Source organism: Bradyrhizobium sp. RT6a (assembly GCF_040547675.1).
In the GTDB taxonomy this organism is placed as follows: Bacteria; Pseudomonadota; Alphaproteobacteria; order Rhizobiales; family Xanthobacteraceae; genus Bradyrhizobium.
This window is the reverse complement of sequence record NZ_JBEPQC010000002.1, coordinates 945703-969376: the sequence shown is the minus strand read 5'-3', so window position 1 is coordinate 969376 and position 23674 is coordinate 945703. Positions and strand designations below refer to the sequence as shown.

Genomic DNA, 23674 nt, shown 5'->3' with positions numbered 1-23674 from the left:
GTCCGATACCCCGCTCCTCATGCCAGCCGCCGCGGCAGGCTGTTGTGGATCGTGCAGGCGGCGAGCGCGGCGTGGCCGAACGCGACCGAGATCTGGTGCAGGTCGGTGACGATGTCGCCGATCCCGTAGAGCCCGTCGACCGAGCTGCGCTGATGGTCGTCGACTTTCAGATGGCCGTCTGCGGTGTGTTCGGCCCCAAGCGTCATCGCGAGATGCGAGCGCACTTCCGCACCCATCACCGGGTAGACCATCTCGAATTGCGCCGTCCGGTCATCGGCGAAGACGGCTTCAACGCCGTCGTCTCCCCGTCTCAGGCGCAGGCCGGGGGCGACGACGATCTCGACGCCCGCTCCAATCAGCTCCGGTGCCGCGGCCTTCCCGTCCTCCTCGCCTGTTGCGAGCAGCGTCACGTCGCGCGAGTAGCCGCGCATGAACAGCGCCTTGCCGGCGGCACGGTGAAGCGGACCGACGATGCCGATGCGGCGGCCGATCGCCTCGAAGGCGTCGCAGATGGGACAGTAGCGCAACAGCCCGTCCGCGACTGCCGCGCGCCATTCGTCGAATGGCGGATGGGTATCGACGATGCCGCAGGCAAGGATGACGGTGGCGGCGGTATGCGCGCCGCCGTTCCAGATCGCCTGAAACCCTCGCTCGTGTCGCCGCAAGGCGGTGACTTCGACGGCCACTCGCGTGACCGCGAGCTCGCCCAGTTGCGCGGACATGCGCGCAAGCAGGTCGGTACCGGACAGGCCGTGGACGAAGCCCGGCACATTGTGACTGCGCGGGATCAGCGCCGCCCGGCTCGCACCTGCGTCCACGACACAGACGCGGCGCCGAAATCGCGCGAGGTAGATCGCGGCCATCAGCCCGGCGGGGCCGCCGCCGACGATCAGGCAATCATAGGACTGATCATCCGCCGTCATTTGGGATTTGGATCGGACAGGCCCGCACCGGGCTCGCGAAGCTTTCCGCTCCGGGCCAGCCTGACCGCATTGCCCAGCGCGCGCGCGGCGTTCTGCACCTCTGTCTGGAATACCCTGTCGTCATCGAGGTCGCGGTGCGAGGTGGCGTAGGGCTCCATGTAACCGACATAGCCATCGAGTTCGGCGAAGCGGCCCGCCGAGATCAGCTGCATGTCGGTCAACCAATCCGACAGGGCCCGGCGCACGCCCTCGGCACCGACCGCATCGCCGTGAACGACAAGGCCGAAATGACGGCCGGCGAGATGGCGCGGATAAGACCAGCCCTTCAGCTCCAGCGCCTTCGCCTCGGCAGCCTTCTTGCCATGGGTCGAGGTCGGATCGGGATTGCCGCCGTCGGCGCAGACCATGCGATCCATCATCGACTTGAGTCCGGCGGGCACGTGATACCAATTCACCGGCGTCACGATCAGGATGCCGTGGGCCGCGACCCACAGCGGATAGATATCGTTCATCCAGTCGTCGGTCTGCCCCAGCGAATAGTTCGGATAGCAGCTGCACGGCCAGTGGCAGAGCGGCATCGCGGTTCCGACGCAGGATTTGCAGGGATGGATCGTCTTGCCGAACTCCGAAGCCAGGCGCGACAGATCGAGGATGTCGACGGCAAAACCAAGCTCGGCAAAGACTGGCTCGGCGAGCTCGACCAGACGCCAGGTCTTGGACATCTCGCCGGGACAGGTGTGCTCGCTGCGCGCCGAGCCATTGATGAGGAGGATGCGCGGCGTCTCGTCCGCATCGTCATGGCGCCGCTGCGCCGCCAGGATCTTTGCGCGCGCATCAAGCCAGTCGATGGCGATGTCGTAATCGGGATCGGAGAATCCCGGGCCCGCCTTTCGCGTCAGCGGGGCCTTGCGTGAATTGCTGTAGGCATCCCAGGCAGCACCAACGATGGCATCGAGCTCGCGCTGGAGCGGTGCAAAAGCGGGATCGACGAACCGGCTCCTGTAGCGGTGCTCGAAGGCCTCGCGCGAGAGCTTGACGGGCGGCATCCCCTTGCGAACGTCGGCTTCCGTCATGCTGGCTCCTCGCAAGGTCGGTACAGTCCGACCAACCCGGGGCGCAGCGCGCGGTTCCTCCTCGCTCTCCTCTCGTGGCTCTACTGGCGAACAACGTCCGGCGGCACATCGAATTGCGCAATGCGCTGGTCCAGCCGCCACAGTTCGATGCGGTGCACCAGCACGAGCGAGGCGGCCTCGCGCTTGGCCTGCTCATCATTGTCGCAGACCAGGTTGATGCATCCAAACACATGCCCGTCCGGATCGATCTGGAACGCGCGGTAGTGCTTGATGCTCCGCATCGTCATCCTCCCCGTCTCGGGTACACGGGTTCGCTCAGCCAGTCCGTCAGGTTCGAGGTCACCTCGTTCTGCTTGGCGCGCTGAAGCAGCATGTCGCGTTCCTTGCCGGGCGGCAGGCTGCGCGCGCGCTCGCGAGCGGTTTGGGCAAATGCTGCCAACCGCTCCTGGAGCGATTGGGTCTGTTTCCTGCGGTTGCGTTTCGCGGTCATTGTACCTTCACAAAGCCCTTCAGATGGAAGGAATTGGGATGGGAGGAATTGGCCCCGGCGGGAGGTCGGCGCCGGGGCCAGAGTTTCGTGCCGGTTGGGGCGGCCCAGCCCGGCAGTGTTGGCAGCTTCGGCCGCAACCGCAGGTTCCGGCATTTCAATAAGTTAACGGTGCGTGATTTTGCCGGTGCGAAACAAAACGGCCGAGCAGCGACGGATGCGCGCATTCCCTTCGCGCGCCCACGCCGCTTCGACTGCGCCGGAACCGAAATGCTGCAGCGCCCGGTCGCGGCCATTCGCAGCAAGGCGCAGCGCGAAGGCATTTCGCTGAAGCCCGCCAACCGCTCGCCTTACAACAGGCGATCCAAAGCAGCGAAGCGGCGTTGAGTGGGGCGCCCATCCCGGCGCATGCTGCGCGTTTTGGTGTCGTCGGCTCCTATTCCGGCGGCACGCGGTGTCGGAGATCCTGCTCTTCCCGGTTGTCGCGGAGGGCCTTGAGCTCCGAGCGCAGCATCGCGCTTTCCATCACCACACGGCGCACCTCGCGCGTGGCGTCATCAAGCTGATCCGCGACCGCTCTGCGCTGCGCCCGGAGGGCGCGGCTTGCTTCGATCGCGCGCTCAGCGCGGGCAAGCAGGACGTCGTTCATGGAACGACGATAGGACATTCGGGACGAAACCGCCTTTACGTAAGTTACGTCAATTACTCAAAACCAGCCATCCGCTCAAAAAACAGTCGCGAACGCTAACCTGGATCAAGTCTCCCGGAACCGCAGAGAAATCGCTTAGCTGCGTCGATAGAGTTGCAAATAGCTCGGCGAGAACAGCGCCGCGTCCTTGAGCGCATCGAGATCGGTGATGGTCAGCGTGCGATCGCGCAGCACGATCAGGCCGGAGGCACGCAGCTCCTGAACCGTGCGGTTGAGATGGACCACCGACAGGCCAGTGGCGTCCGCAAGATCCATTTGCGTCACCGGCATCACGCAGGAATTGCCTTCGACCATGCCGACGGGACGTAGCCGCTCGATGATTTCGCAAAACAAATGGGCCACGCGCTCGAAGGCCACCCGGCGGCCGAGATTGATAGCCCATTCGCGCTGGATGGCACTGTTGACGAGAGTCTCGCACAAGAACGCTTCCGCCAGCGAGCGATCGGCAGCCACCAGACTCTCGAACCGCGCGCGCTTGATTTCGGTGTAGGCGACCGGCGTCATCGCCGCGATGGAATGATCCATCACGGGCAGCAGGAAGGCGTGCGCATCGCAACTCTCGCCAGGAAAAAGAAAATTGACGATCTGCCGCCGGCCGTCCTCCAGCGTCTTGTAGCGGCAGAGCCAGCCCGACAGCACGAGGCGGATGCTGTCGACCGGATCGCCCTCCGAGATCAGATCCTCGCCCGCCCCTGCGCGCTGGATTCCCTCGAGCATTGCGTATTCGAGCGAGGTGCGGGCCTCCGTCGACAAGGTTCTCAGCGCGTTCAGCCGGCGAATGACCGGGTCCACCTGGCTGCGATCTATCGTCGACAAGGGCATCAGTTGGCCACCGCCGGTGTATGGAACGCCCGCTTGCTGAGAGGAATGGCGATCGTGCATTCCAATCCCCTGGGATTGAACGCCATCGTGGTCTGCCCCTTGAACTCGAACGCGAGTGTGCGCTCAAGAAGCTCGGTCCCAAATCCTTTATGCGGCGGCGGCGCAACCGGCGGCCCACCGCGCTCCCGCCACTCGAACACCAGCTCCGCCGGGTTGGTGCCCTGCTCGAGGCGCCAGGAAATCTCGATGCGACCTGTCGGCCGGCTCAGGGCGCCGTATTTCAGCGCGTTGGTTGCGAGTTCGTGAATGGCAAGGGCAAAGGTTTCCGCGGCCTTCGACTGAAAACGCACGGTGGGGCCGCTGACACGTACCTGCTCTCCTTCCCTTGCATTATAGGCCAGCAGTTCCTCGACGGCGAGGTATTCGAGGTCTACGCCGCCCTCGGGATCGCGGGTCACCAGCGCCTGGGTTCGGGCGAATGCGTTGAGCCGGCCATCGAGATGGGAAGCAAACTCCTCGACCGTCGAACTGCTATCGGCCGTGCGACGGGCGATCGAGCGCACCACGCCCAGCGTGTTGCGGACCCGATGCTGGAGCTCGGCCAGCAGCAGGCGCTGCCGCTCCTCGGCGCGGGTAATCGCGGTGACATCGACGAACGTGATCACGACCCCGGCGATAAAATTGTCGATGCTGCGATAGGGCAGGATGCGGACGATATAGCGCGTGCCGCTGTCTGGATCCCTGAGCTCGCGCTCGGCGATGGCAAGCGTCCGCAGCACGCCGCGAATGTCGTCATAGAGCTCCTCGATCGGGATGCGCGCCTTGATGTGCGCGATGGGGCGGCCCGTGTCGGTCTCGACGAGATGCAGAACCTGCGTGATCGCCGGCGTGAAGTTCATCACGCGCAAATCGTTATCGAGGAACACGGTCGCGATTTGCGTGCTCTCCAGGAAATTCTCGAGATCGCTGGTGGCGCGCGTCAATTCCTGGACGCGGTGGGCCAGCTCGCCGTTCACGGTGGTCAGTTCCTCATTGACCGACTGCAATTCCTCGCGTGAAGTTTCGAGCTCCTCGTTTGCCGACTGAAGCTCTTCATTGAGCGACTGGTATTCCTCGTTGGAGGACTTCAGCTCCTCGTTGGTGCTTTCGAGCTCTTCGATGGTTGCCTGAAGGCGCTCCCGCGTCGCCCGCAGCTCGCCTTCGATACGCTCGACATGCTCGGTCTGCACCAGCGCGCTGGGCCTGCTCTCGCCGGCATCGGTGTTGCGCACCGGCCCGTCCTTGAACAGAACGACGAAATTGCGGTGGTCGCTGCCGCCGTCATGGATCGGCTCAACCATGATGTCGACGAGAACACGATGGCCGTTGGCGCCGAGTTGCACCTGCTCGGTATGGGCGGGCTCGTTGGTCTCCGCCGCGCGGCTGAGCACCGTGCGCAGGTCCAGGCGGAGATCGCGGTGGACGAGTTGGAGCAAATCGAGCGTGGCGGCGCCTGCCGTCGGCTCGATGTAGCGGCCGGTGCGGCCGGAGAAGTGCAGGACCTGAAAGTTGCCGTCAGTGATGACATAAGCTGGCGCGTAGCGCTCCGCGACCCTTTGCGCGCGGCGCTCCAGCCCGACGTCGGGGCGGAACGAGCGCAACGGCGGCACCTCGGCGGGCGCCCTGCCCGCAACGGTCGTGATCGGAAATTCCGGCGGCAGCCGCGTTCCGGTCTCGAGCTTCTTGAAGATGCGGGCGCGGCGATCGATCGGCGCGAACAGTTTTGGATGCCGCGTCACGTTCTCGGAATTGCCGAGGAACAGGTAACGATCCGGCAGAAGCGCGAAGTGGAAGAGCGGGATCACCCGGTTCTGCAATTCGGCGTTGAGGTAGATCAACAGATTGCGGCAGGAGACGAGATCGAGCTTCGAGAACGGTGCGTCCTTGGTCACGTTGTGCTGCGAGAAGATGCACATCTCGCGCAGCTCCTTGACCACGCAATAGGTATCGCCCTCGCGCACGAACCAGCGCGCCAGGCGCTCGCTGGTCATGTCCGTCTCGATCTTGGTGCGATAGCGGCCGACGCGCGCGGCCGCTAGCGCCCGTCCGTCGATGTCGGTCGCGAAGATCTGAACCTGCGGCACGGAGTCCATTTTGGCCATGTGCTCGCGCAGGAGGATACCGATCGAATAGGCCTCCTCTCCGGTGGCGCAGCCGAGCACCCAGACGCGAACCTGCTGGCCCGCGCTCTTGCCTTCGAACATCTTCGGGACGATCTGGCTCTCCAGCACCTCGAATTCGCGCTTATCGCGGAAGAATTCGGTGACGCCGATCAAGAGGTCGTTGAAAAGGTGCTGGGCCTCATCGTCGTCGTTGCGCAGGAAATCGACATAGGCGGAAATCTCGGCGATCTGAACCACCTGCATCCGCCGCTGCACGCGACGCAGGAAGGTGTTCTGCTTGTAGCCGTGGAAATCATTGCCGGTCTTGCTGCGCAGGATGTCGGCGATGCGCGACAGCGAGGTCGCGGCAGCGGCCAGCACCTCGTCGAACCCCTGCTTCTCTTCCAGCCGCCGCAGATGACGGGCATAGACCTGGATGTGCTCGGCGATCTCTTCCGGAGAGAGCACATAATCGGCGATCGCCGCCGGCGTGTTGGAGTCCTCGAGATGCTCAGCCTCGTCGCTCGCGCCCTTTTCGGCGATAGCGAGACCACCATGATCCTTCAGCGTCGCGGTGCCCAGCGTGCCGTGGCCACCGATGCCGGACAGGATCACGCCGATCGATTGCTCGGCGCGTTCTTCCGCCAGCGAGACCAGGAAGCTGTCGATTGTTGCCCGCTCGCCGGGCGCCTGCTCGGCCGCGCGGACGGCGAAGCGACCGCCCTGGATCGTCGTGATCTGCGCCGGCGGGCACAGATAGATCGTGCCGCCCTCGATGGTTTGCCCGTCGCTGATGTCGGCGATCTTGCCGCCGTTGGAGTTTTGCACGATCCGGCGCAGCCGCGGCTCGTCGAGCGCCTCGTGATGTTGGAGCGCCAGCACGACGGCCTGATCGGCGCCCACGGTCAGCTTGGAAAAGAACCGCTCGACGCTATCCAGTGCTGTCGGCGCGGCGCCCACCCCGATGACCAGCGGGGACCTGGTCTGGCGCTCTGTTTCGACCGATTGGTCGCCGATTTCATGCATGGTCTCGGTAGCTCTCATTCATTGGCGTGAAGCGGGACGCCCGCTCGCGGCAATATCAGAAATGATGTTATCCCAATAGGTGGAAGGCGGAAACGTCGCGCTGCGTTCCATACGGCGAACATCGGTGTCAATTGCCGACCAGAGATGTACGCGCCCGGCATGGAGCCAGGCGGCCTGCCAACGCCCCCTGGATCACTCCGGACCGACTTGCTGCCGGAGATAGCTAATCCGCTGCTCGATCAGGATGCGGTGGCGGAGCCATTCCGTCAGGGTCTGCTTCAGCACCTCGACTAACCGCTCCGCCTGGCCGGCGTCGTGGCCACCGGCACTGAGTTCACGGATCCGCTCCTCCTGATCGCGGATGCGCTGGCAACCCTCCTCGATATCCCGATCGGCCTTGATCAGGTGGCGGCGCTCGGTGTCGAGCTGCTCGGTCCAATCGGCGAGGGAAATGGTCATGGCGACCTTCAAGCCTCCCGCTTGCGAGCCGGAGGATCGAGCGACTTTAGCACGACGCGCCGGATCATGTCGGCATATTCGCGATATTCGGCAGCCCGCGCCTGGTACATCTCGGCAACCGCAGGCCGGCCGTTGCGCCGGCCGTCGGCGGCCATGCGCTGCACCAGCTCAGCCCGCTCCTCGATAATGCGCAGTGCGACCCGCAGGGCTTCATCCACTTGCCCCTCCTGCTCTTTTGCGAGGATGTCGGCGGCGTAGGCGTGACCGACCTGACAGCGGAAGCGCATCGGGTGCGAGTCCTTCATCTCGGACAGCACCCCCCCGCAGGCCGGACAGGTCAGCGCAACCGGATCAGCCACCGAGAGCAGCTTGTCACTGCCGATCCGTTCGCCGGCCGCGATCTCGACCTCGAGCCGGATCTCCGGTGGGATCGGCAGCGCGGCGCCGGCAGCCTCCCTGGCGAGATCGGACAGCACATCGCCCATTCCGGCGCCGGGGACGCAAAGATCGATGATGGTCGCCTCAAGGGCGCTCCTTGGCATTTCATCGGCGATGGCGTCCGAGGGGTCCTGTACCACCGAAATTCCGCCGCAACGCTTGATGGCGTTGAGACCGGCCGCACCGTCCGACAATAGGCCGCTCAGGAGCACACCGATGACGCGCGGGCCGTAATTGATGGCGGCCGAGCGGAACAAGGCGTCGATGGCCGGCCGGACCATGTTCTCGCGCGGACCGCGCCCGAGGAACACGCGATCTTCGGACAGCAGCAGATGATGGTCAGGTGCGGCAAGATAAACCTGGCCGGGCTCGATCCTCATGCCGTTTTCGGCCTGCCGGACCGGCAGCGGGCCGGCACTGCTGGCAACTGTCGATAGAATGCCGATGCCCTGCGCCGGGATGTGCAGGACGATGAACACCGCCGCGGGCAAATCCGGCGGCAGCCGGCCCAGGATCTGCTTCAGCGGCGCGGTCGCGCCGGCCGAGCCACCTATGACGATGATGTCGCGGTTGCTCATGGAACCCACTATCGGTTGTATTCGTTTGTACCAAGGCGGGTCACCGCCCTATGTTCCTACCGACCGCAAAGGAAGGCACGAGGCACCATGGCGATTTCGCCTGGATCGTCAGGTCCACAGTCGCCGCTCAGCGGGCGGCGCATCTTCATTGTCGAGGACGAATATTTTCTCGCCGATGACATCGGCAAGGCATGTCAGGCGCTCGGTGCAGAGGTCGCGGGGCCGGCCGGTGATCTCGACGACGCGCTCAGGATCCTGCGAGATGGCGGCATCCTGGATGCCGCCGTGCTCGACGTGAACATCCGCAGCGAGATGATCTTTCCTGTCGCACGCGAACTGAAGGCACGGAACATACCGTTCCTGTTCACGACCGGCTACGACAAGGTCGCGATCAGTCCGGAATTCCACGACGTGCCGATCCTGGAGAAACCGATCGATCTGCCGGCGATGGCTCAGAGGCTGGCCGCGCTAATCGCCAATCCGCACGGTTGAGCCTGATAGCGATCAGAACAGATGCGCGAAAGCGAGCCAGGCGGTCACCGCCAGGCACAGGAGCACCGCAGCATAGGGCAACGCGATCCGCAATCAGCAGCCCTCCCGGCCGTCAGCCCATCATCATCCAGACGATCGCCGCCATCATCACCAGAAAGCCCGTGATCGCCGTTGCGACAAAGGCCTGTTCGACGCGATCCATCGGCATCACAGCCCCCTTTTTCCCAGCCGAACCAGTCTGAAGGCTCGGGGAGTTTTACGCATTAGGCTATGTGAATCGGCGTGCTCCTTTGTTGGTCCGCGGGAACGACCGCACCGCCCAGCAGAGATTGCGAGAGCATCGTTCTACGACTTCGCCGTGCCCGGCTCCGCCATCTTGCGATGCTGTTTTGCCAACATCTCGTTCGGCGTGACGTTGGCGATTGTGGTCTGAAGCTTGTTCTTCATGCCGGTCACGATGTCGGACTCGCCCCGCAACATGGCGTCGAAGCCGGCCTTCGCGACGTCGTAGGCACTGTCCTTCGGCTCGGTGCCGACCTTGGTGTCCATCATGTCGGCTCGGCGGAAGAACTCGGTTTCCGTGGCGCCCGGCATCAGACAGGTGACGGTGACGTCGCTGTCGCGCAGCTCCTCGCGCAGTGCAAATGAGAATGAATCGAGAAACGCCTTGCTGGCGTTGTAGACCGCCTGAAAACTGCCCGGCGTGAATCCCGCGATCGAGCCCGTGATCAGGATACGGCCAGAATTGCGGCGGAGCATCTCGTTGCCGGCGCGATGGATCAGATACAGCGTGCCGGTGATGTTGGTATCGACGAGGTGCTTGATCCTGGCAAAATCCTGATCGAGGAAGGCCTTGCCGAGGCCGACGCCGGCGTTGGCCAGCAGGGCGTCGATCGGCCGGTCGCCGACCGCGGCGCAGAGCTTGTCGACGCCTTCAGTGGTGGCGAGATCGGCCTCGACCGCCTCGACGCTGGCGCCGAGCCTGCGAAGATCGACGGCCACCCTCTCGATCTCGGGCTCGTCCGCCGCGATGACAAGGTTGAAGCCTCCTTTGGCACAACATCTGGCGAGTTCCAGGCCGATGCCGGTGGAGGCGCCGGTGACGACGGCGAGTTGATTGGCGGCCATGAGCGTATCCTTCGCTTGTCCTTGAGTGGGATTGATGACGCTCCAATCACCGCAATGGCCGCTCGTTCCTATCGGGACACAGGCTGGTGCGGCGCGAAGATTTTGCACTGGGCGATAGCAACCATCGTTCGTTGTTCGACTTGGATGCCTCGTAGCTCGCGGGAGAACAGAGATGAAGGCGCTGGTTTGGCACGGCAAGGAAGACATTCGCTGCGACACCGTCACCGATCCTGAGATTCAGGATCAACGCGACGCGATCATCAAGGTCACGAGCTGCGCCATCTGCGGCTCGGACCTCCACCTCTTTCACAATTACATTCCGGGCATGCTGCCCGGCGACATCATGGGCCACGAGACCATGGGCGAAGTGGTCGAGGTCGGCTCCGGCGTCGACGGCAAGCTGAAGAAGGGCGACCGCGTCGTCGTGCCCTTCACGATCATTTGCGGCGAATGCGACCAGTGCAAGCGCGGCAATTACTCGGTCTGCGAAACCACCAATCGCAAACGCCATCTGGCAGACAAGGCATTTGGACACACGACGGCCGGCCTGTTCGGCTATACGCATTTGACCGGCGGCTATCCCGGCGGCCAGGCCGAGTATCTGCGCGTGCCGTTCGCCGACGCCACCCACATCAAGGTGCCCGACGGCATTCCCGACGAGAAGCTGCTGTTTCTCAGCGACATCTTCCCGACCGGTTGGCAGGCCGCCGCGCAATGCGACATCGAGCCAACCGACACGGTCGCGATCTGGGGCTGCGGGCCCGTGGGGCAGATGGCGATCCGCAGCGCCATCCTGCTCGGCGCCAACCAGGTGATCGCGATCGACTGCCTTCCCGAACGGCTCAGCATGGCCGAAGCCGGCGGCGCCACCACCATTAATTTCGAAAACGAAAGCGTCCTGGAGCGGCTCGAGGAGCTCACCGACGGCAGAGGCCCCGAAAAATGCATCGATTGCGTCGGCATGGAGTCGCATGTGATGGCCTCCCTGCCCGACACGCTGCTCGATCGCGCCAAGCAGATGGCGATGGTGGAGAGCGACCGGCCGCACGTGCTGCGCGAGATGATCTATGTTTGCCGCCCCGGCGGCATCATCTCGGTGCCCGGCGTGTACAGCGGATTCTCCGACATGCTTCCGATGGGCGCCTTCATGAACAAGGGCCTGCAGATGCGCACCGGCCAGACCCACGTCAACCGCTGGACCGACGACCTGCTCCGCCGCATCGAGGAAGGCCAGATCGATCCGTCCTTCGTCATCACCCACACCGTCCCACTCAGCCAAGGCCCCGAGATGTATCAGGTGTTTCGCGACAAGCGCGACTCCTGCGTCAAGGTCGTGCTGAAGCCCTGAGGAGTAAGTCCATGTTTCATTTTTCCAACATCGTTCGCACCAAGGGCGACCCGAAAATCGTCGAGGGCGGCCCGAGCCTGAAGCGGCCCGAAGACCAGCTCGCCCGTGCGCTCGGCTGGTTCAGCATCGGTCTCGGCGTCGTGGAATTCTTCGCCCCGCGGCGCGTCACGGAGACGCTGGGCATGGAAGGCCATGAGACGTTGGTTCGCACCTTCGGCGTGCGCGAGATTCTGGCCGGGATCATGACGCTCTCGGTCGAGAAGAACGCCGGCCTGTGGGCCCGCGTCGGCGGCGACGGCCTCGATGCCGCCGCGCTGCTCTCGGGGCTGACCGCGGACAATCCCAAAAAGGGCAATATCGCGCTGGCGCTGCTGATGGTCGGCGGCATCGCGATGCTCGACTACCGCGCCGCGCAGGATACCAAGCCGCAGCGGCCGCCGCGCGACGCACGGCGCAAGCTGTATCCGAACCGTAGCGGCTATCCCAAGGGCATCGAGAGCGCCCGAACCGCGGCCAAGCAGATCGCAGCGAACGCTACGGCGGGACGTACCTGAAGGCCACACGACGAGGTAATGCAAGACGAGGTGATGCAAGGCAATGAGCGAGGCGTCCCGTAACGAAGGTGCGTGGTGGAAATCCGCCGTCATCTACGAAATCGCACTGATCTCGTTCCAGGACTCGGACGGCGACGGCAAGGGCGACCTCGCCGGCCTGACCTCGCGGATCGACTATCTGAAATGGCTCGGCGTCGACGCGGTGTGGCTGACGCCGATCCACAAGAGCCCGTTCCGCGACCTCGGCTACGACATCTCCGACTACTGCTCCATTGACCCTGCGTTCGGCAACCTCGACGCGTTCGACCGCCTGCTCAAGGCCCTGCACACGGCGGGGATCCGCGTGATCCTCGATCTCGTGCCCAATCATACCGCGAACGACCACGCATGGTTCGTCGAGAGCAGCAGTTCACGGAACAGCGCGAAGGCCGATTGGTACTTCTGGGCCGACGCGGCCGAGAATGGCGGCCCGCCCAACAACTGGCTGAGCCGGTTTGGCGGCAGCGGCTGGGAATGGTGCGAGGCGCGGCGGCAATATTACTACCATTCCTTCCTGGTCGAGCAGCCCGATCTGAACTGGAGAAACCCGCAGCTGCGCGCTGCGATCGCCGATGTCATGCGCTTCTGGCTCGATCGCGGCGTCGACGGCTTCCGCGTCGACGCCAGCGCGGTGCTGATCAAGGACGCGCTGCTCCGCGACAATCCGCATAACCCGCAAGCGGAAGGCAAGCCGCCGCCGCAGCGCCAGACGCCCGTCTTTACCGACGACCGACCGGAGACGATGGATTGCATCGAATTCATCCGCGAGGTGATCGATGGCTATCCAGGGCGGATGTTGTGCGGCGAAGTCCAGGGCAAGACCGACCGCATCGGCCACTTCTACGGCAACGACCGACCGCGCCTGCATCTGCCGCTCAATTTCGCACTGCTCGACTCGCAATGGGACGCGCTGTCCCTGCAAGCAACGATCGACGCGTATTTCAACGCTATCCCGGATCATGCTTGGCCGGTCTGGGTGATCGGTGGTCACGACAAGCAGCGGATCGCGAGCAAGATCGGCGAGCCGCAAATGCGCGTGCTGGCGATGCTGCTGATGACGCTGCGGGGAACGCCATTCTTCTTCATGGGCGACGAGATCGGCCGCAAGCGCGTTCCCATCCCGCCCGACCGCGTCCACGATCCCTTCGAGAAGCTCGTGCCGGGGTACGGCCTTTGCCGCGATCCCGAGCGCGCGCCGATGCGATGGGATGACAGCAGCAACGGCGGCTTTACAACCGGCGATCCATGGCTGCCGCTGGAGCCTCCCGACGGCGCAGCCAACGTGGCCGCGCAGCAGCGCGACCCACGTTCGATCCTGACGCTGTTTCGCGCGCTGATGACGCTGCGGCGCGAGCACGCGTGCCTGCGCCACGGCGGCTACGAGCCGCTACGCTCGCAGAACGACGTTCTTGCCTACAGGCGGACGGACGGCGGCAAGGAAATTCTGGTCGTGCTCAACATCGCCGCCGAGCCGCGGAAGTGGCATTGGCAAGGTCGCGGCCGCCTGCTGATGTCGACGCATCTCGACCTGCCGTCCGAGCCGTTGCCGGGCGCCTCAATCCTGCTCCGCGGCAATGAAGGCGTGATCATCGAACTCGAGCCAAGATGACGGCCGAGGAACCATCCGCGCGGCAGCGAGTCTCATTCAACGCTTCCGACGTCCCCCTGCCGGAGGCTGAATAGACGAAACCGCGGCCCCGGCGCTCATCCCCCTTCAAGCGCCGGGGTAGCGGCGCGAGCGTGGAGGCAGACCATGAGCAAGACCAAGGGCCTCGGTCAGCGGATCGCTGGCAAGGCGAAACAGGCCGTCGGCGAGATCGTCGGCGATCAGGATCTCCATGAGGAAGGCAAGGAGCAGGCGGAGCGCGGCCGGGACGAACAGAGCAAGCCGAGCGAGCTCAATCCGTTGAAGAAACTCAATCAGCTGACGTGAACGCCGCCGCGCCGTCAGCCATTTCCAATTCGATTCGCACCGGTGATGAAGGCGCCTCACGGCGACGCTCGCGCTGGATCGCCGCTGCCGAACTCGGCCTGATCAGCAGCACCTTCTCGACCATCGTCAGCCAGCTCTCCGCCGCGCGCCTCGGACGCGATGCCGCCGTCGACTGGATGACGGTCGCCGCGATCCCCGCGCGCGATTGGGCGATCAGCGCAGAGCCGTCGTGGAGCGCGATCCTTGCCGGGATAGCCTTCCATCAATGGGCGGACTTCTCCTGGGCGGTGGTGTTCTTCGGCCTGCTCGGGCGCTGGACCGCGGACCTGCGGCCGCTCACGATCCTGCTGCTCGCACTGCCCTGGGCCGTGTTCTCGTCGAGCATGGAATGGTTCGTGCTGGTGCCGCTGTTTCCGTTCTGGCAGCCGCTGTTCACGCTGCAGCAGCCCTACTGGATCGGCCTGCTCGTTCACGCCTCCTCGGCCGTGATGTATCCCCTGTTCGCCCGGTTGCGCTGGAGGCGAAGCGCGGCACCCGCGCGCGATGCTCGCTTCACCAATGCCTGGATCACCGGCGCGCTGGCTCTGATCGCGCTGCTCGGAGCGACGGCGTTGTTCGGCAGCCATGGTTACGAGCCGCCATGGATGGGCCGCGACAGGGATTCGGACCAGAGTTACATCCGTCACATGACCGCGCATCATGCCCAGGGCATCGAGCTGGCCCGGATCGCCGCCGAGCGCGCGCAGGACCGGCATCTGCGAAAGCTGGCGATGCTGATGGTCGCAAGCCAGACCGGCGAGAACCGGATTTTCGAGACGTGGTGGTTGAGCTGGTTCGACACCGAGATGCCCGATTGCAGCTCGGACGAACGTGCCGCCATGCCGGGCTTCCTGACACAGGCCGAGATGCGACAGGTCAAGGCCGCGCCGTCGGATCAATTCGACTCGCTGTTCGTCGAAACGATGAGCAAGCACCACGCCGGCGCCGTCAAGATGGCTGACCAGATGTGGCATAGCGGCGGCGATCTGCGCCTGCGTGTGATGGCGCACGCCATCCGCCACGAGCAGCAGGGCGAGATCGCGCTGATGCACGGCGCCAGCGGCATTGCCGCCGTCGCCACCGCCTTCCACAACATGCTCGGCGACAATTTCAATTGAGCGGATCGTCCCCTACTCGCTCCAGAACTCCGCCAATTCCTCGGCGGTCATCAGATCGACCTGGCCGTGAAAGCGAGTGCGGTACATCGTCATGAGCGCATCGTGGCCGACGTCGGACGAGCTGCACAGCGCATCCTCGATGATGACGACCCGAAAACCGAGATCGACGGCGCTCAGGACCGTCGAGAGCACGCAGACGTCGGTCTCCGCCCCGGTGATGACGACCGTGCCGACGTTCTTGTCAATCAGCAGGCTCGCGAGACCGGGATTGCTGAACGCGGAATAGGCCGGCTTGTCGATGATGGCAGCCGGCGGAACGAAGCGGCTCAGGGCCGGCACGAGTTCAAGACCGGACGGCGGAAGCTGCTTGCGGGTCGCCTGTCGCCAGCGACGAAAATAGCTCTGCCATTGCCCCGGACGATCTTCCGGGTCCTCGGGCGTGATGAATCGCGTGAAGATCGTTCTGGCCTGATGGCGCGAAACGATCGAGGCGATCGTCGGCAAGACCCTCGCCATCCATGGCGTCTCCCAGAGACCGCCAGGAGCGAAGATGTTCTGCATGTCGATGCACAAGTGAACGGCGTCGCTGATGTCGGTAACTTCCGACGCGCTGTCTTTCATCGTTCTCCACCATCAGGAACATGGCCGCGCGCCGGGAGCCGGGATTTCCGCAGCGAGCTCACCGACTGCAATGCGATTCCGACGGCCATCGTTCCCCGGTCATCCGCACCGGAGGAAGTGCTTGCCGACGCAGACCAATCAAGAGAAGCCCGGCGTCGGTGGAATCGGCTTGCGCGGCTTCCCAACCAAGCGTAATTTTCAACTCTACGTAGCTCATTCGAAAGCATCTATCGGGTTCGGCCAAGCGGGAGACAGCAATGGCGGATGTCCCATGGCACCTTTCCGGTGACTATTTCGAGAATTGCAGTTGCAGCATCGTGTGTCCCTGCCTGGTGTCGGCGGCGCCCCCGTTGACCGCGCGACCGACCGAGGGCTTCTGCAACGTACCGCTGATCTTCCACATCGAGACCGGCCGCTATGGCGATATCGCGCTCGATGAGCTCAATGTGCTCGTCATCCTCCACGCACCTGGGATCATGGCAGACGGAGACTGGTCGGTGGCCGCCTATATCGATCAGCGCGCCAACGATGATCAGACCGAAGCCCTGGCTGCAATCTTCACCGGCGGTGCCGGCGGTCCCATGGCCGCGTTCGCGCCGCTGATCAGCAAGAACCTGGGGGTACGCAAGGTCCCGATCACGTTCCGGATCGACGGCAAGACGCGGTCCGCGGAAATACCCGGCATCCTGCACATGTCCGTCGATCCGCTACCGACCATGCATCCGAGCGGCGAGATGTGGGTGAACATCGGTCATCCGGTCAGCCCCGACGCCATGGTGATGGGCGTCGGCGCCGCCGGCAATACCTTTAGCGATCATGGCATGCGCTGGGATAATTCCGGCAGGAACGGCCTGTATGCACCGATCCGCTGGTCGAACCAGGCGTAACGTAAACTCCCGATAACCCGCCTGCATCAGCGGCCGGCAACATCGATCGCACAACATCGATCGCAAATGACGGACAGCCCCCTGGAAGCCGTGCTGCGGCGCGATCGCTGGATCGTCGGCGGCGCGATCGTCCTCATTGTCGCGCTGGCATGGAGCTATGTGCTCTGGCTCGCCAACGACATGGACATGGGCGGCATGGACATGACCGAGTTCCGCATGATCCCGGCCGGGACCGGAATCATGCTGCCGGCCAACGAGCCGTGGCGAACGATCGAGTTCGCCTATGTGTTCCTGATGTGGGCGGTGATGATGGTTGGAATGATGGCTCCCTCTGCCGCGCCGATGATCCTGATGTACGCCCGCGTAGGCCGACAGGGCAAAGCGCAAGGCAAGCCATTCGCCGCGACCGGCTGGTTTGCTGCCGGTTATCTTTTCGCCTGGTGCGGCTTTTCGCTGGCAGCCACCTTGCTCCAATGGGCGATCGAGCGGGCTGCCCTGCTGGATTCCCGGATGGCGATCGCGAGCAACCTGCTCGGCGCCATCGTGCTGATCGCGGCGGGCGTCTATCAATGGACACGGCTGAAAGACGTCTGCCTCGCCCAATGTCAGTCGCCCTTTCTATTCCTGATGCGCCACGGCGGCTTTCGCAGCGACCTGCGAGGCTGCGTGCTGCTGGGCTTTCGGCATGGAGGCTACTGTGTCGGCTGCTGCTGGGTTTTGATGGCGCTGTTGTTCGTGGGTGGCGTGATGAACGTGCTCTGGATCGCGCTTCTGTCGCTGCTTGTACTTTTGGAGAAAGTCACACCGGTGGGACGCTGGATCGCGCGGGCTGCCGGCATCGCCTGTGTGGCCGCTGGCGCCTGGCTCCTGCTGACCTTGCCGCGGTGATTACGGCTGGCGGCCGATCACGCCGACGGAGAACCCTCGGCCGCGAGATCGAACATCGGAGGCTGGTGGAGGCCACATTCCAGGGTTCGCAGCGCGAACCCGTAGGGCACTGAAGATCGCGAAAAGATCCTTCGCGTGTCTGTTTGCTTGGTGCGCTCGGAGGGACTCGAACCCCCACGATTTTACTCACTGCCACCTCAAGGCAGCGCGTCTACCAATTCCGCCACGAGCGCTTTTGGGGATGCCGGCTTGAGGCTTGAAGGCCAACCGGATCAACGGCGCCGATCTAACAAATCCATCAGAGGGGTACAAGCCTCCAAAGGCCCTGAATTCCACAAGCTTGGCAGGAAAGTTCCGGCTCTTCGCGCCGGGATCGGCCTTTTCCGCCTGCCCAGGCGGCTGCGCGTGCCCGGGCCGCTACCGCGTGCCCAGGCCGCTACCGCGTGCCCGGGATGCGTGGCAGCATCTGCTTGACCTCGACCGCGATCCGGTTGCGGTCGACCAGCACGACGCCGGAGGCGACCGGCAAATTATTGGCCAAAACCTTGACCTCGTCGGCCTCGGTTGCGTCCAGCTCGATGATGGCGCCGCGGGAAAGACGTAATACCTGATGGATCGGCATGGTGGTCGTCCCGAGGACGACCATGAGATCCACGGTGACTTTGTCGAGAGTAGGCACTGCAGCACCACCGCAACTTGGGACTAGGACTAGGGACTTGGTATTTGCGCCTGCGATCATCACCCGGTTATGGTTAGCCAATGGTTAATTCACCCCAAAACCCCCGCCAAGAGCTCGATTTGACGTCGTTTTCCGCCTCCTCCGGCGAGCCCGTGGAGTGGCGGATTTCGGACGCGCCCGTGCCCTATCCGGAGGCCGTGACCGAAATGGAGGCGCGCGTCGCGGCGATCGCCGCCGGTGAAGCCCCGGAGCTGGTCTGGCTGCTGGAGCACCCCCCGCTCTACACGTCCGGTACCTCCGGCAAGAAATCCGACCTGCTCGATGCCCGATTCCCGACCTTTGCCACCGGGCGCGGCGGCCAGCTCACCTATCACGGGCCCGGCCAGCGCGTGGCCTATGTCATGCTCGACCTCAAGCGCCGCCGGCCGGATGTCCGGGCCTATGTCGCGAGCCTGGAGGAGCTGATTCTGCGGACACTCGCTGCCTTCAACCTCCGTGGCGAACGGCGCGAGGACCGGGTCGGCGTCTGGGTCAAGCGGCCCGACAAGGGACCCGAGCACGAGGACAAGATCGCGGCGATCGGCGTCCGGCTGAAGCGCTGGGTCTCGTTCCACGGCATCGCCATCAATGTCGAGCCAGAGCTGTCGCATTTCGCCGGCATCGTGCCCTGCGGCGTCGCCGATCCCCGCTACGGCGTCACCTCGCTGGTCGATCTCGGCCAGCTCGCGACGATGGCCGATGTCGACGTCGCGCTCCGGCAGGCCTTCGAGGAGCTGTTCGGGCCAACCCGGGCGCCGATGGCGGAAGCCGTCTGACGCTTTCTGTAGAGCGCCCAGCCTCTCTCATTCTCCGCAAACCCGGAATCAGCTACGCTCGATTTCGGTGTCGCCCACGCCTCCCCCCTCCGCCGGGAAAGTACATTCATGCCGGGCGAATTGATCATCGGACCGACTGTTCGAGCGCCAGGCACAAGGAGGGGTTGCGTTTCAGCTCGCAATGGGAGGTTTTCGCGATGAGACTGTCTGCACCCATCTATCATCTGAAGCGAAGAGCGAAGCGCCTGTCCCGCGAGGAAGGCATCCCGCTGCACGATGCGCTCGACCGCATCGCCGCGACGGAAGGCTTTTCCGCCTGGAGCATGCTCGCGGCGAAAGCGGCCGCAGCGACGCCGGCCAACAGGCTCTTCCCGCAATTCCGACCGGGCGACCTGGTGCTGGTCGGCGCGCGCCCCGGCCAGGGCAAGACGCTGATGAGCCTCGAGCTTGCCGTGGAGGCGATGCGGTCGGGCCACCGCGCGGCGTTCTTCTCGCTCGAATACACCGAGAAAGACGTCTTCGATCGCTTTCGGGCGATCCGCGTGGACCCGGCGCAATTCGACAAACTCTTCGAGGTCGACTGCTCCGACGCCATCAGTGCCGACTACGTCGTCAAGCAGATGGCCGCAGCACCGCGTGGCACGGTCGTGGTGATAGACTATCTGCAACTGCTCGACCAGCGGCGGGAAAATCCCGACCTCACCGTTCAGGTGCGCGCGTTGAAATCATTCGCGCGCGACAAGGGATTGATCGTCGTCTTTATCTCGCAGATCGACCGCTCCTATGATCCCTCGCTCAAGCCCTGCCCTGACCTGGACGATGTCAGGCTGCCAAACCCGCTCGATCTGAAGCTGTTCGACAAGACCTGTTTCCTGAACAAGGACGAAGTTCAGTTTCGCATAGCGAGCTGACGATCAGGAGGCCCAACCGCTTCAGGCCGCGGGTGCGGTTGTTCACCCGCGGCCTCGCTCCTCATGCCTTCTCCGGCGAAACCTCGAGCTTGCCGGCGATGTAGCGCCGTTCCTGGGTCAGGCCGCCAAAGCCATAGGCGTCGCCCTTGACCTCGTCGACATGCAGATAGGTCTCGTGATGCAGCGGGCCCAGGATCCCGGCCATGCGCTGGAACATCGCGGCGAGGTAGGTGGCCTTCTCGTCCTTGGTGTTGGTGCCTTCGCTGACGTGGATGTCGATCCAGTAGCTCGCCAGCTTTTGCTCCGCGAGCGACTTGCCGCCGGCGAACCAGTCGCCCGCCTCCACTGACTTCACGATGATGGCGGTGACCTCCGGATCCTTGTGCAGGATTTTTGCGGTAAGCTCGGACACGGCGCTCGCGATGTCGGCTTTCAGCGAAGGCGACTGGCGGGAGGTGGTGTAGGACACGGTGATCAGCGGCATGGTCGTTCTCCTCGGATGTCGCGCAAGTGTTGCGCGGCGTTGGGGAGAAGCTAGACCCGACCTCGACATTTTGGTATCTTATCTCTGTTGATACCAGTGATAAGATATCATTATGATAGCAACGCTCGACATCGCCACGGTCCAAGCCTTCCTGATGGTCGCCGACCTCCAGAGCTTTACGCGGACCGCCGAAGCGCTCGGCACGACGCAGGCAGCGGTTAGTCTGAAGCTGCAACGGCTCGAAACGCTGCTCGGCAAGCGCCTCGTCGAGCGCTCGCCGCGCGCAGTCCGGCTCACGGCAGACGGCGCGACCTTCCTCGAGCGCGCCCGCGCCCTGATCGCGGCACATGACCTCGCGCTGTCGGGCGAGGCGTCAGTCGCGCAGTCGCTCTCGCTTGGCATCTCCGATCACGCCGCAGGCCCCGAACTGGTACCCCTGCTCGAACGCCTGCATGCGATGTCGTCGAACCTCACGCTCGCCGTCACCATCGGTTTCTCGCGCGAGATGCAGGAGGCTTATGATTCGGGCCAACTGGATGCGGTGATCGTGCGCCAGGAAGGCAGCCGCCGCGGCGGCGAGACGCTGGCCGAGGACGAGTTCGGCTGGTTCGCATCACGACGCTTTGCCGTGCCGAAGGGCGAACAGTTGCCGCTCGCGACGCTCGCCCCACCCTGCGGCGTTCGCGCCATCGCGGTGCGCGCGCTCGACAAGGCCGGCCTCAAATGGCGTGAGCGCTTCGTCGGCGGCGGCGTCACCGCCGTGGTCGCAGCCGCACTGGCCGGACTTGCAATCGCGCCGCTGGCGCGACGGATCGCGCCTCCCGGGCTGGTCGACATCGGGCCGACGCACAAGCTGCCGAAACTCGGCAGCTCGAAGGTGATGCTCCATTCGAAGGTCAGCGATCCCGCCAAGCTGGCGGCATTGCGCGCGGTGGCGGCGACGTTCCGGAGCGTGGCGGCGGTCTGACGCCGCACGGCTTTACAAGATCGCCTCGAACGCGCTTCGCAGCGTCTCGTGGCGGAACACAAAACCGCGGCTTAACGCCTTGTTCGGCAGCACGCGCTGGCCGCCGAGCAGGAGTTCGTCGGCGAAGCCGCCGCCGATCCGGCGCAGCAGGCCGCCCGGAATCCGAAACACGGCGGGCCGATGCAGACGGCGGCCGAGCTCCTCGCTGAACTTTGCGTTGGTGACGGGGATCGGCGCGGTGGCATTGACGGGACCCGTCAGATCAGGCGTCGCCATCACATAGGCGATCAGCCGGATCAGATCGTCGCGCTCGATCCAGGACATCCACTGCCGCCCGGTGCCGATGGGACCGCCGAGCCCGAACTCGAACGGCGTCAGCATGCGCGTGACGAAGCCGCCTTCGGTGCCGAGCACGAGGCCGATGCGCAAATTGACCACGCGGACGCCGAGCTCCTCCGCCGGTCGCGCCGCCGCCTCCCAGGCCGCGCACAGCTCGTGGCTGAAGCAGGCGTGCGACTTCGCCGATTCCGTCAGCACCTGGTCGGCCCACAGTCCGTACCAGCCGATCGCAGAGCCGCTGACGAGCACCTCGGGCTTGCGCTCCAGCCGCGCGATCAATCTTACGATCTCGCCTGTCATGTCGATGCGCGAGTTGAGGATCTTCGCGCGCTTCGCCTCGGTCCACAGGCCGTTGCCGATCGGCTCGCCGGCGAGATTGACGATGGCATCGAGAGGCGTGTCCGAGGCGAGCTGATCGAGGCTGGTGATCAGCGTGACCGGCGGCGGCAGCATATCGGCCTTCGCGGGATTGCGGATCAGCGCAATGACCTGATGCCCTGCTCCGCTGAGGCTCGCTGCGAGGCGGCTGCCGATGAAGCCGGTGGCGCCTGATATCAGCACGGTCTTGCGGCCGGAGAGCTTTTCGACGAGCCCATGCGCGGGAACGCTTCGCATGCGGCCGAGCCGGCGCGTCGCCGCGAAATCCCTGACCCCGCAGAGCGCCGCACCGACCGCACAGGCCGTCGCGGCAACGCTGAGCAGGCCCTGATGGACCAGCCTCGCGCCGAACGGCTGCAGGGCCCAGTCGATCAGCATCGGCAGCAGCAGCACCAGGATGGCGCCGTAATTGATCGCGAGCAGCGTGTGATTGATCCGCTCGCTCGGCGGCAGTTTTCGGCTCAGATCCTCCTCGACGAAATCCATCAGCGTGATGACGATCTCGGCAACCAGCACCGCGACGACCAGCAGCGCCAGCACGCCATGGACTTCGAGCCAGCCGAGCACGAGGAACAGCAGCGCATAGAGCATGTTGCGGATGCCGTGCAGCTTCAGCTCAAAACGCTGCGACGGACGCCAGGCCAGCCGTTCGGTGAATTCGTGGTGATAGAAGGTGTCGAACACGCCCATCACGATCTGGATGGCGATGAGCGTCCACATGAGCTGTGTCATGACACGGCCTCCCTGAACATGGCGGACTGGTGGATCAGCGCGCCGTAACGCGGATGAACGACATCGAGGGTGAAGCGGAAGGCGCCCTCGCCGAGATCGCTGTGCGTCACCGTGAGTTCGCCCGGCGTCAGCCATCGCGGCAGCGGAATCCACAGACGTCCAAACTGGAGCCCATAACCGGCGCTGCGAAATGTCAGCGCCTGGTCCTCGACTGCGATGCGGAGCGCCATCGAGACGCCGAAGCCGACATATTCCTCGAGCCCGGTCGGACCGGCAAAGCGTTTGGCGGAATGGATCACTTGCGGAAAGCCGCGCTTGCGCGCGCAGATGCGGGTCCAAGTCTGGCCGCCGCCCCCGGCGTCTTCGGTCACCGTGACGACGATGGGGACGCCGGTGTCGCGGCCGGTCGGCAACGGACCGCCGAGCAGGCGCGCGGCTTGGGCGAACCACCAGCCGATGCCGCTGAAGCCGATCTCATCGACCACGCCGACATAGACGACGCTGTCGCCGTCGGCGACGCGTTTCGAAAAGCGTCGCCAGGTCGCCAGCGGCAGCCGGCCCCAATCCTCGTCCGACAGCAGCGCGCGGAAGCGGCGATCGTCGAGCAGTTTCGTGTGAGCGAAGGTCGGTGCGTTGGAGCCTGATAATCTTGCCGACGTCATCGCA

At 64.5% G+C, this 23674-nt stretch carries 27 protein-coding genes and 1 tRNA gene; 12 read left to right on the top strand and 16 right to left on the bottom strand.

The annotated features are described in order from the left end of the window. Positions 1-17: 17 nt before the first annotated feature. The 4 genes from ABIC03_RS14520 to ABIC03_RS14505 all read right to left on the bottom strand — a co-directional run bounded on the left by ABIC03_RS14520 (position 18) and on the right by ABIC03_RS14505 (position 2486). Entirely contained in the window at positions 18-923 is a 906-nt protein-coding gene (locus ABIC03_RS14520) for an NAD(P)/FAD-dependent oxidoreductase (protein ID WP_275167983.1), read from the bottom strand. After that, positions 920-1996, bottom strand: a complete 1077-nt coding sequence (locus ABIC03_RS14515; protein WP_354058813.1) for a flavodoxin family protein — start codon at positions 1994-1996, stop codon at positions 920-922. The genes ABIC03_RS14520 and ABIC03_RS14515 overlap by 4 nt, the downstream gene beginning before the upstream one ends. Positions 1997-2076: 80 nt before the next feature. Beyond that, positions 2077-2277, bottom strand: coding sequence for a hypothetical protein (locus ABIC03_RS14510; RefSeq protein WP_275167985.1), 201 nt, complete (start codon positions 2275-2277; stop codon positions 2077-2079). A 2-nt stretch (positions 2278-2279) separates the two neighbouring features. Next, positions 2280-2486 (bottom strand): hypothetical protein, encoded by a 207-nt coding sequence (locus ABIC03_RS14505; RefSeq protein WP_018455208.1) that lies wholly within the window; start codon positions 2484-2486, stop codon positions 2280-2282. A 168-nt stretch (positions 2487-2654) separates the two neighbouring features. On the opposite strand from ABIC03_RS14505, the gene ABIC03_RS14500 reads away from it, so the two are divergent. Then, a complete protein-coding gene (locus tag ABIC03_RS14500; RefSeq protein ID WP_354058812.1) occupies positions 2655-2870 on the top strand; it encodes a hypothetical protein in 216 nt (71 codons plus the stop codon). 49 nt (positions 2871-2919) lie between these two features. Here ABIC03_RS14500 and ABIC03_RS14495 read toward each other — a convergent pair whose 3' ends face one another. The 5 genes from ABIC03_RS14495 to ABIC03_RS14475 form a co-directional block, all read right to left on the bottom strand. Continuing rightward, positions 2920-3150, bottom strand: a complete 231-nt coding sequence (locus ABIC03_RS14495; protein WP_354058811.1) for a hypothetical protein — start codon at positions 3148-3150, stop codon at positions 2920-2922. Positions 3151-3267: 117 nt separating this feature from the next. Beyond that, a complete protein-coding gene (locus tag ABIC03_RS14490; RefSeq protein WP_354058810.1) occupies positions 3268-4014 on the bottom strand; it encodes a Crp/Fnr family transcriptional regulator in 747 nt (248 codons plus the stop codon). Continuing rightward, positions 4014-7181: a CheR family methyltransferase gene (locus tag ABIC03_RS14485; RefSeq protein WP_354058809.1), complete on the bottom strand. Its 3168-nt coding sequence runs from the start codon at positions 7179-7181 to the stop codon at positions 4014-4016. Before ABIC03_RS14485 ends, ABIC03_RS14490 begins: the two co-directional genes overlap by 1 nt. A 192-nt stretch (positions 7182-7373) precedes the next feature. After that, the gene (locus tag ABIC03_RS14480) at positions 7374-7640 is read right to left on the bottom strand and encodes a hypothetical protein (RefSeq protein ID WP_354058808.1); all 267 of its coding nucleotides are present in this window, start codon (positions 7638-7640) and stop codon (positions 7374-7376) included. Positions 7641-7648: 8 nt separating this feature from the next. Next, positions 7649-8656 (bottom strand): chemotaxis protein CheB, encoded by a 1008-nt coding sequence (locus ABIC03_RS14475; RefSeq protein WP_354058807.1) that lies wholly within the window; start codon positions 8654-8656, stop codon positions 7649-7651. A gap of 87 nt (positions 8657-8743) precedes the next feature. On the opposite strand from ABIC03_RS14475, the gene ABIC03_RS14470 reads away from it, so the two are divergent. Beyond that, positions 8744-9148: a response regulator gene (locus tag ABIC03_RS14470; RefSeq protein ID WP_354058806.1), complete on the top strand. Its 405-nt coding sequence runs from the start codon at positions 8744-8746 to the stop codon at positions 9146-9148. A 345-nt stretch (positions 9149-9493) separates the two neighbouring features. Here the strand turns inward: ABIC03_RS14470 and ABIC03_RS14465 are convergent, their stop codons facing one another. Beyond that, positions 9494-10276, bottom strand: a complete 783-nt coding sequence (locus tag ABIC03_RS14465; protein ID WP_354058805.1) for an SDR family NAD(P)-dependent oxidoreductase — start codon at positions 10274-10276, stop codon at positions 9494-9496. Positions 10277-10448: 172 nt separating this feature from the next. Between ABIC03_RS14465 and ABIC03_RS14460 the strand changes: the two genes are divergently transcribed. From ABIC03_RS14460 to ABIC03_RS14440, 5 genes are all read left to right on the top strand, one after another. Further along, positions 10449-11624, top strand: coding sequence for a zinc-dependent alcohol dehydrogenase (locus ABIC03_RS14460; RefSeq protein WP_354058804.1), 1176 nt, complete (start codon positions 10449-10451; stop codon positions 11622-11624). An 11-nt stretch (positions 11625-11635) separates the two neighbouring features. Further along, the gene (locus ABIC03_RS14455) at positions 11636-12178 is read left to right on the top strand and encodes a hypothetical protein (RefSeq protein ID WP_275167995.1); all 543 of its coding nucleotides are present in this window, start codon (positions 11636-11638) and stop codon (positions 12176-12178) included. A 43-nt stretch (positions 12179-12221) separates the two neighbouring features. After that, the gene (locus ABIC03_RS14450) at positions 12222-13826 is read left to right on the top strand and encodes an alpha-amylase family glycosyl hydrolase (protein WP_354058803.1); all 1605 of its coding nucleotides are present in this window, start codon (positions 12222-12224) and stop codon (positions 13824-13826) included. Between the two features lie 144 nt (positions 13827-13970). Beyond that, on the top strand, positions 13971-14150 hold the full coding sequence (locus ABIC03_RS14445; protein ID WP_007603181.1) for a CsbD family protein: 180 nt from the start codon (positions 13971-13973) through the stop codon (positions 14148-14150). Beyond that, positions 14147-15307: a DUF305 domain-containing protein gene (locus tag ABIC03_RS14440; RefSeq protein WP_354058802.1), complete on the top strand. Its 1161-nt coding sequence runs from the start codon at positions 14147-14149 to the stop codon at positions 15305-15307. Before ABIC03_RS14445 ends, ABIC03_RS14440 begins: the two co-directional genes overlap by 4 nt. Positions 15308-15319: 12 nt before the next feature. On the opposite strand, the gene ABIC03_RS14435 is transcribed toward ABIC03_RS14440, so the two are convergent. Then, complete coding sequence (locus ABIC03_RS14435; RefSeq protein WP_354058801.1) at positions 15320-15928, bottom strand: cysteine hydrolase family protein; 609 nt, start codon at positions 15926-15928, stop codon at positions 15320-15322. A gap of 257 nt (positions 15929-16185) precedes the next feature. Between ABIC03_RS14435 and ABIC03_RS14430 the strand changes: the two genes are divergently transcribed. Further along, entirely contained in the window at positions 16186-16815 is a 630-nt protein-coding gene (locus ABIC03_RS14430; RefSeq protein WP_354058800.1) for a DUF1326 domain-containing protein, read from the top strand. 66 nt (positions 16816-16881) lie between these two features. Further along, positions 16882-17703 (top strand): DUF2182 domain-containing protein, encoded by an 822-nt coding sequence (locus ABIC03_RS14425; protein WP_354058799.1) that lies wholly within the window; start codon positions 16882-16884, stop codon positions 17701-17703. Positions 17704-17851: 148 nt separating this feature from the next. Here the strand turns inward: ABIC03_RS14425 and ABIC03_RS14420 are convergent. Then, positions 17852-17936: transfer RNA gene (locus tag ABIC03_RS14420), tRNA-Leu, on the bottom strand. A 203-nt stretch (positions 17937-18139) separates the two neighbouring features. Further along, positions 18140-18382, bottom strand: a complete 243-nt coding sequence (locus ABIC03_RS14415; RefSeq protein WP_007603171.1) for a FliM/FliN family flagellar motor switch protein — start codon at positions 18380-18382, stop codon at positions 18140-18142. A gap of 80 nt (positions 18383-18462) precedes the next feature. On the opposite strand from ABIC03_RS14415, the gene lipB reads away from it, so the two are divergent. Then, complete coding sequence (gene lipB, locus ABIC03_RS14410) at positions 18463-19197, top strand: lipoyl(octanoyl) transferase LipB (protein WP_354058798.1); 735 nt, start codon at positions 18463-18465, stop codon at positions 19195-19197. 197 nt (positions 19198-19394) lie between these two features. After that, a complete protein-coding gene (locus ABIC03_RS14405; RefSeq protein WP_354058797.1) occupies positions 19395-20108 on the top strand; it encodes a DNA helicase in 714 nt (237 codons plus the stop codon). Positions 20109-20169: 61 nt separating this feature from the next. Here the strand turns inward: ABIC03_RS14405 and ABIC03_RS14400 are convergent, their stop codons facing one another. Continuing rightward, positions 20170-20592, bottom strand: a complete 423-nt coding sequence (locus tag ABIC03_RS14400; protein ID WP_027518492.1) for a tautomerase family protein — start codon at positions 20590-20592, stop codon at positions 20170-20172. Positions 20593-20704: 112 nt separating this feature from the next. Here ABIC03_RS14400 and ABIC03_RS14395 point away from each other — a divergent pair, with 112 nt between their 5' ends. Beyond that, positions 20705-21559, top strand: a complete 855-nt coding sequence (locus ABIC03_RS14395; RefSeq protein ID WP_354058796.1) for a LysR family transcriptional regulator — start codon at positions 20705-20707, stop codon at positions 21557-21559. A gap of 12 nt (positions 21560-21571) precedes the next feature. Here the strand turns inward: ABIC03_RS14395 and ABIC03_RS14390 are convergent, their stop codons facing one another. Both ABIC03_RS14390 and ABIC03_RS14385 read right to left on the bottom strand, forming a co-directional pair. Continuing rightward, complete coding sequence (locus tag ABIC03_RS14390; RefSeq protein ID WP_354058795.1) at positions 21572-23008, bottom strand: TIGR01777 family oxidoreductase; 1437 nt, start codon at positions 23006-23008, stop codon at positions 21572-21574. Next, positions 23005-23670: a DUF4166 domain-containing protein gene (locus tag ABIC03_RS14385; protein ID WP_354058794.1), complete on the bottom strand. Its 666-nt coding sequence runs from the start codon at positions 23668-23670 to the stop codon at positions 23005-23007. Before ABIC03_RS14385 ends, ABIC03_RS14390 begins: the two co-directional genes overlap by 4 nt. Between the last annotated feature and the right edge of the window lie 4 nt (positions 23671-23674).

What these genes read in the sequence shown, in the direction of transcription:
- ABIC03_RS14405 (WP_354058797.1), top strand. Translation starts at nt 19,395, where the DNA reads ATGAGACTGTCTGCACCCATCTATCATCTGAAGCGAAGAGCGAAGCGC.
- ABIC03_RS14470 (WP_354058806.1), top strand. Translation starts at nt 8,744, where the DNA reads ATGGCGATTTCGCCTGGATCGTCAGGTCCACAGTCGCCGCTCAGCGGG.
- ABIC03_RS14430 (WP_354058800.1), top strand. Translation starts at nt 16,186, where the DNA reads ATGGCGGATGTCCCATGGCACCTTTCCGGTGACTATTTCGAGAATTGC.
- ABIC03_RS14485 (WP_354058809.1), bottom strand. Translation starts at nt 7,181, where the DNA reads ATGCATGAAATCGGCGACCAATCGGTCGAAACAGAGCGCCAGACCAGG.
- ABIC03_RS14390 (WP_354058795.1), bottom strand. Translation starts at nt 23,008, where the DNA reads ATGACACAGCTCATGTGGACGCTCATCGCCATCCAGATCGTGATGGGC.
- ABIC03_RS14400 (WP_027518492.1), bottom strand. Translation starts at nt 20,592, where the DNA reads ATGCCGCTGATCACCGTGTCCTACACCACCTCCCGCCAGTCGCCTTCG.
- ABIC03_RS14495 (WP_354058811.1), bottom strand. Translation starts at nt 3,150, where the DNA reads ATGTCCTATCGTCGTTCCATGAACGACGTCCTGCTTGCCCGCGCTGAG.
- ABIC03_RS14450 (WP_354058803.1), top strand. Translation starts at nt 12,222, where the DNA reads ATGAGCGAGGCGTCCCGTAACGAAGGTGCGTGGTGGAAATCCGCCGTC.
- ABIC03_RS14455 (WP_275167995.1), top strand. Translation starts at nt 11,636, where the DNA reads ATGTTTCATTTTTCCAACATCGTTCGCACCAAGGGCGACCCGAAAATC.
- ABIC03_RS14480 (WP_354058808.1), bottom strand. Translation starts at nt 7,640, where the DNA reads ATGACCATTTCCCTCGCCGATTGGACCGAGCAGCTCGACACCGAGCGC.
- ABIC03_RS14520 (WP_275167983.1), bottom strand. Translation starts at nt 923, where the DNA reads ATGACGGCGGATGATCAGTCCTATGATTGCCTGATCGTCGGCGGCGGC.
- ABIC03_RS14510 (WP_275167985.1), bottom strand. Translation starts at nt 2,277, where the DNA reads ATGCGGAGCATCAAGCACTACCGCGCGTTCCAGATCGATCCGGACGGG.
- ABIC03_RS14460 (WP_354058804.1), top strand. Translation starts at nt 10,449, where the DNA reads ATGAAGGCGCTGGTTTGGCACGGCAAGGAAGACATTCGCTGCGACACC.
- ABIC03_RS14490 (WP_354058810.1), bottom strand. Translation starts at nt 4,014, where the DNA reads ATGCCCTTGTCGACGATAGATCGCAGCCAGGTGGACCCGGTCATTCGC.
- ABIC03_RS14505 (WP_018455208.1), bottom strand. Translation starts at nt 2,486, where the DNA reads ATGACCGCGAAACGCAACCGCAGGAAACAGACCCAATCGCTCCAGGAG.
- ABIC03_RS14425 (WP_354058799.1), top strand. Translation starts at nt 16,882, where the DNA reads ATGACGGACAGCCCCCTGGAAGCCGTGCTGCGGCGCGATCGCTGGATC.
- ABIC03_RS14515 (WP_354058813.1), bottom strand. Translation starts at nt 1,996, where the DNA reads ATGACGGAAGCCGACGTTCGCAAGGGGATGCCGCCCGTCAAGCTCTCG.
- ABIC03_RS14475 (WP_354058807.1), bottom strand. Translation starts at nt 8,656, where the DNA reads ATGAGCAACCGCGACATCATCGTCATAGGTGGCTCGGCCGGCGCGACC.
- ABIC03_RS14465 (WP_354058805.1), bottom strand. Translation starts at nt 10,276, where the DNA reads ATGGCCGCCAATCAACTCGCCGTCGTCACCGGCGCCTCCACCGGCATC.
- ABIC03_RS14395 (WP_354058796.1), top strand. Translation starts at nt 20,705, where the DNA reads ATGATAGCAACGCTCGACATCGCCACGGTCCAAGCCTTCCTGATGGTC.
- ABIC03_RS14445 (WP_007603181.1), top strand. Translation starts at nt 13,971, where the DNA reads ATGAGCAAGACCAAGGGCCTCGGTCAGCGGATCGCTGGCAAGGCGAAA.
- ABIC03_RS14435 (WP_354058801.1), bottom strand. Translation starts at nt 15,928, where the DNA reads ATGAAAGACAGCGCGTCGGAAGTTACCGACATCAGCGACGCCGTTCAC.
- lipB (WP_354058798.1), top strand. Translation starts at nt 18,463, where the DNA reads ATGGTTAATTCACCCCAAAACCCCCGCCAAGAGCTCGATTTGACGTCG.
- ABIC03_RS14385 (WP_354058794.1), bottom strand. Translation starts at nt 23,670, where the DNA reads ATGACGTCGGCAAGATTATCAGGCTCCAACGCACCGACCTTCGCTCAC.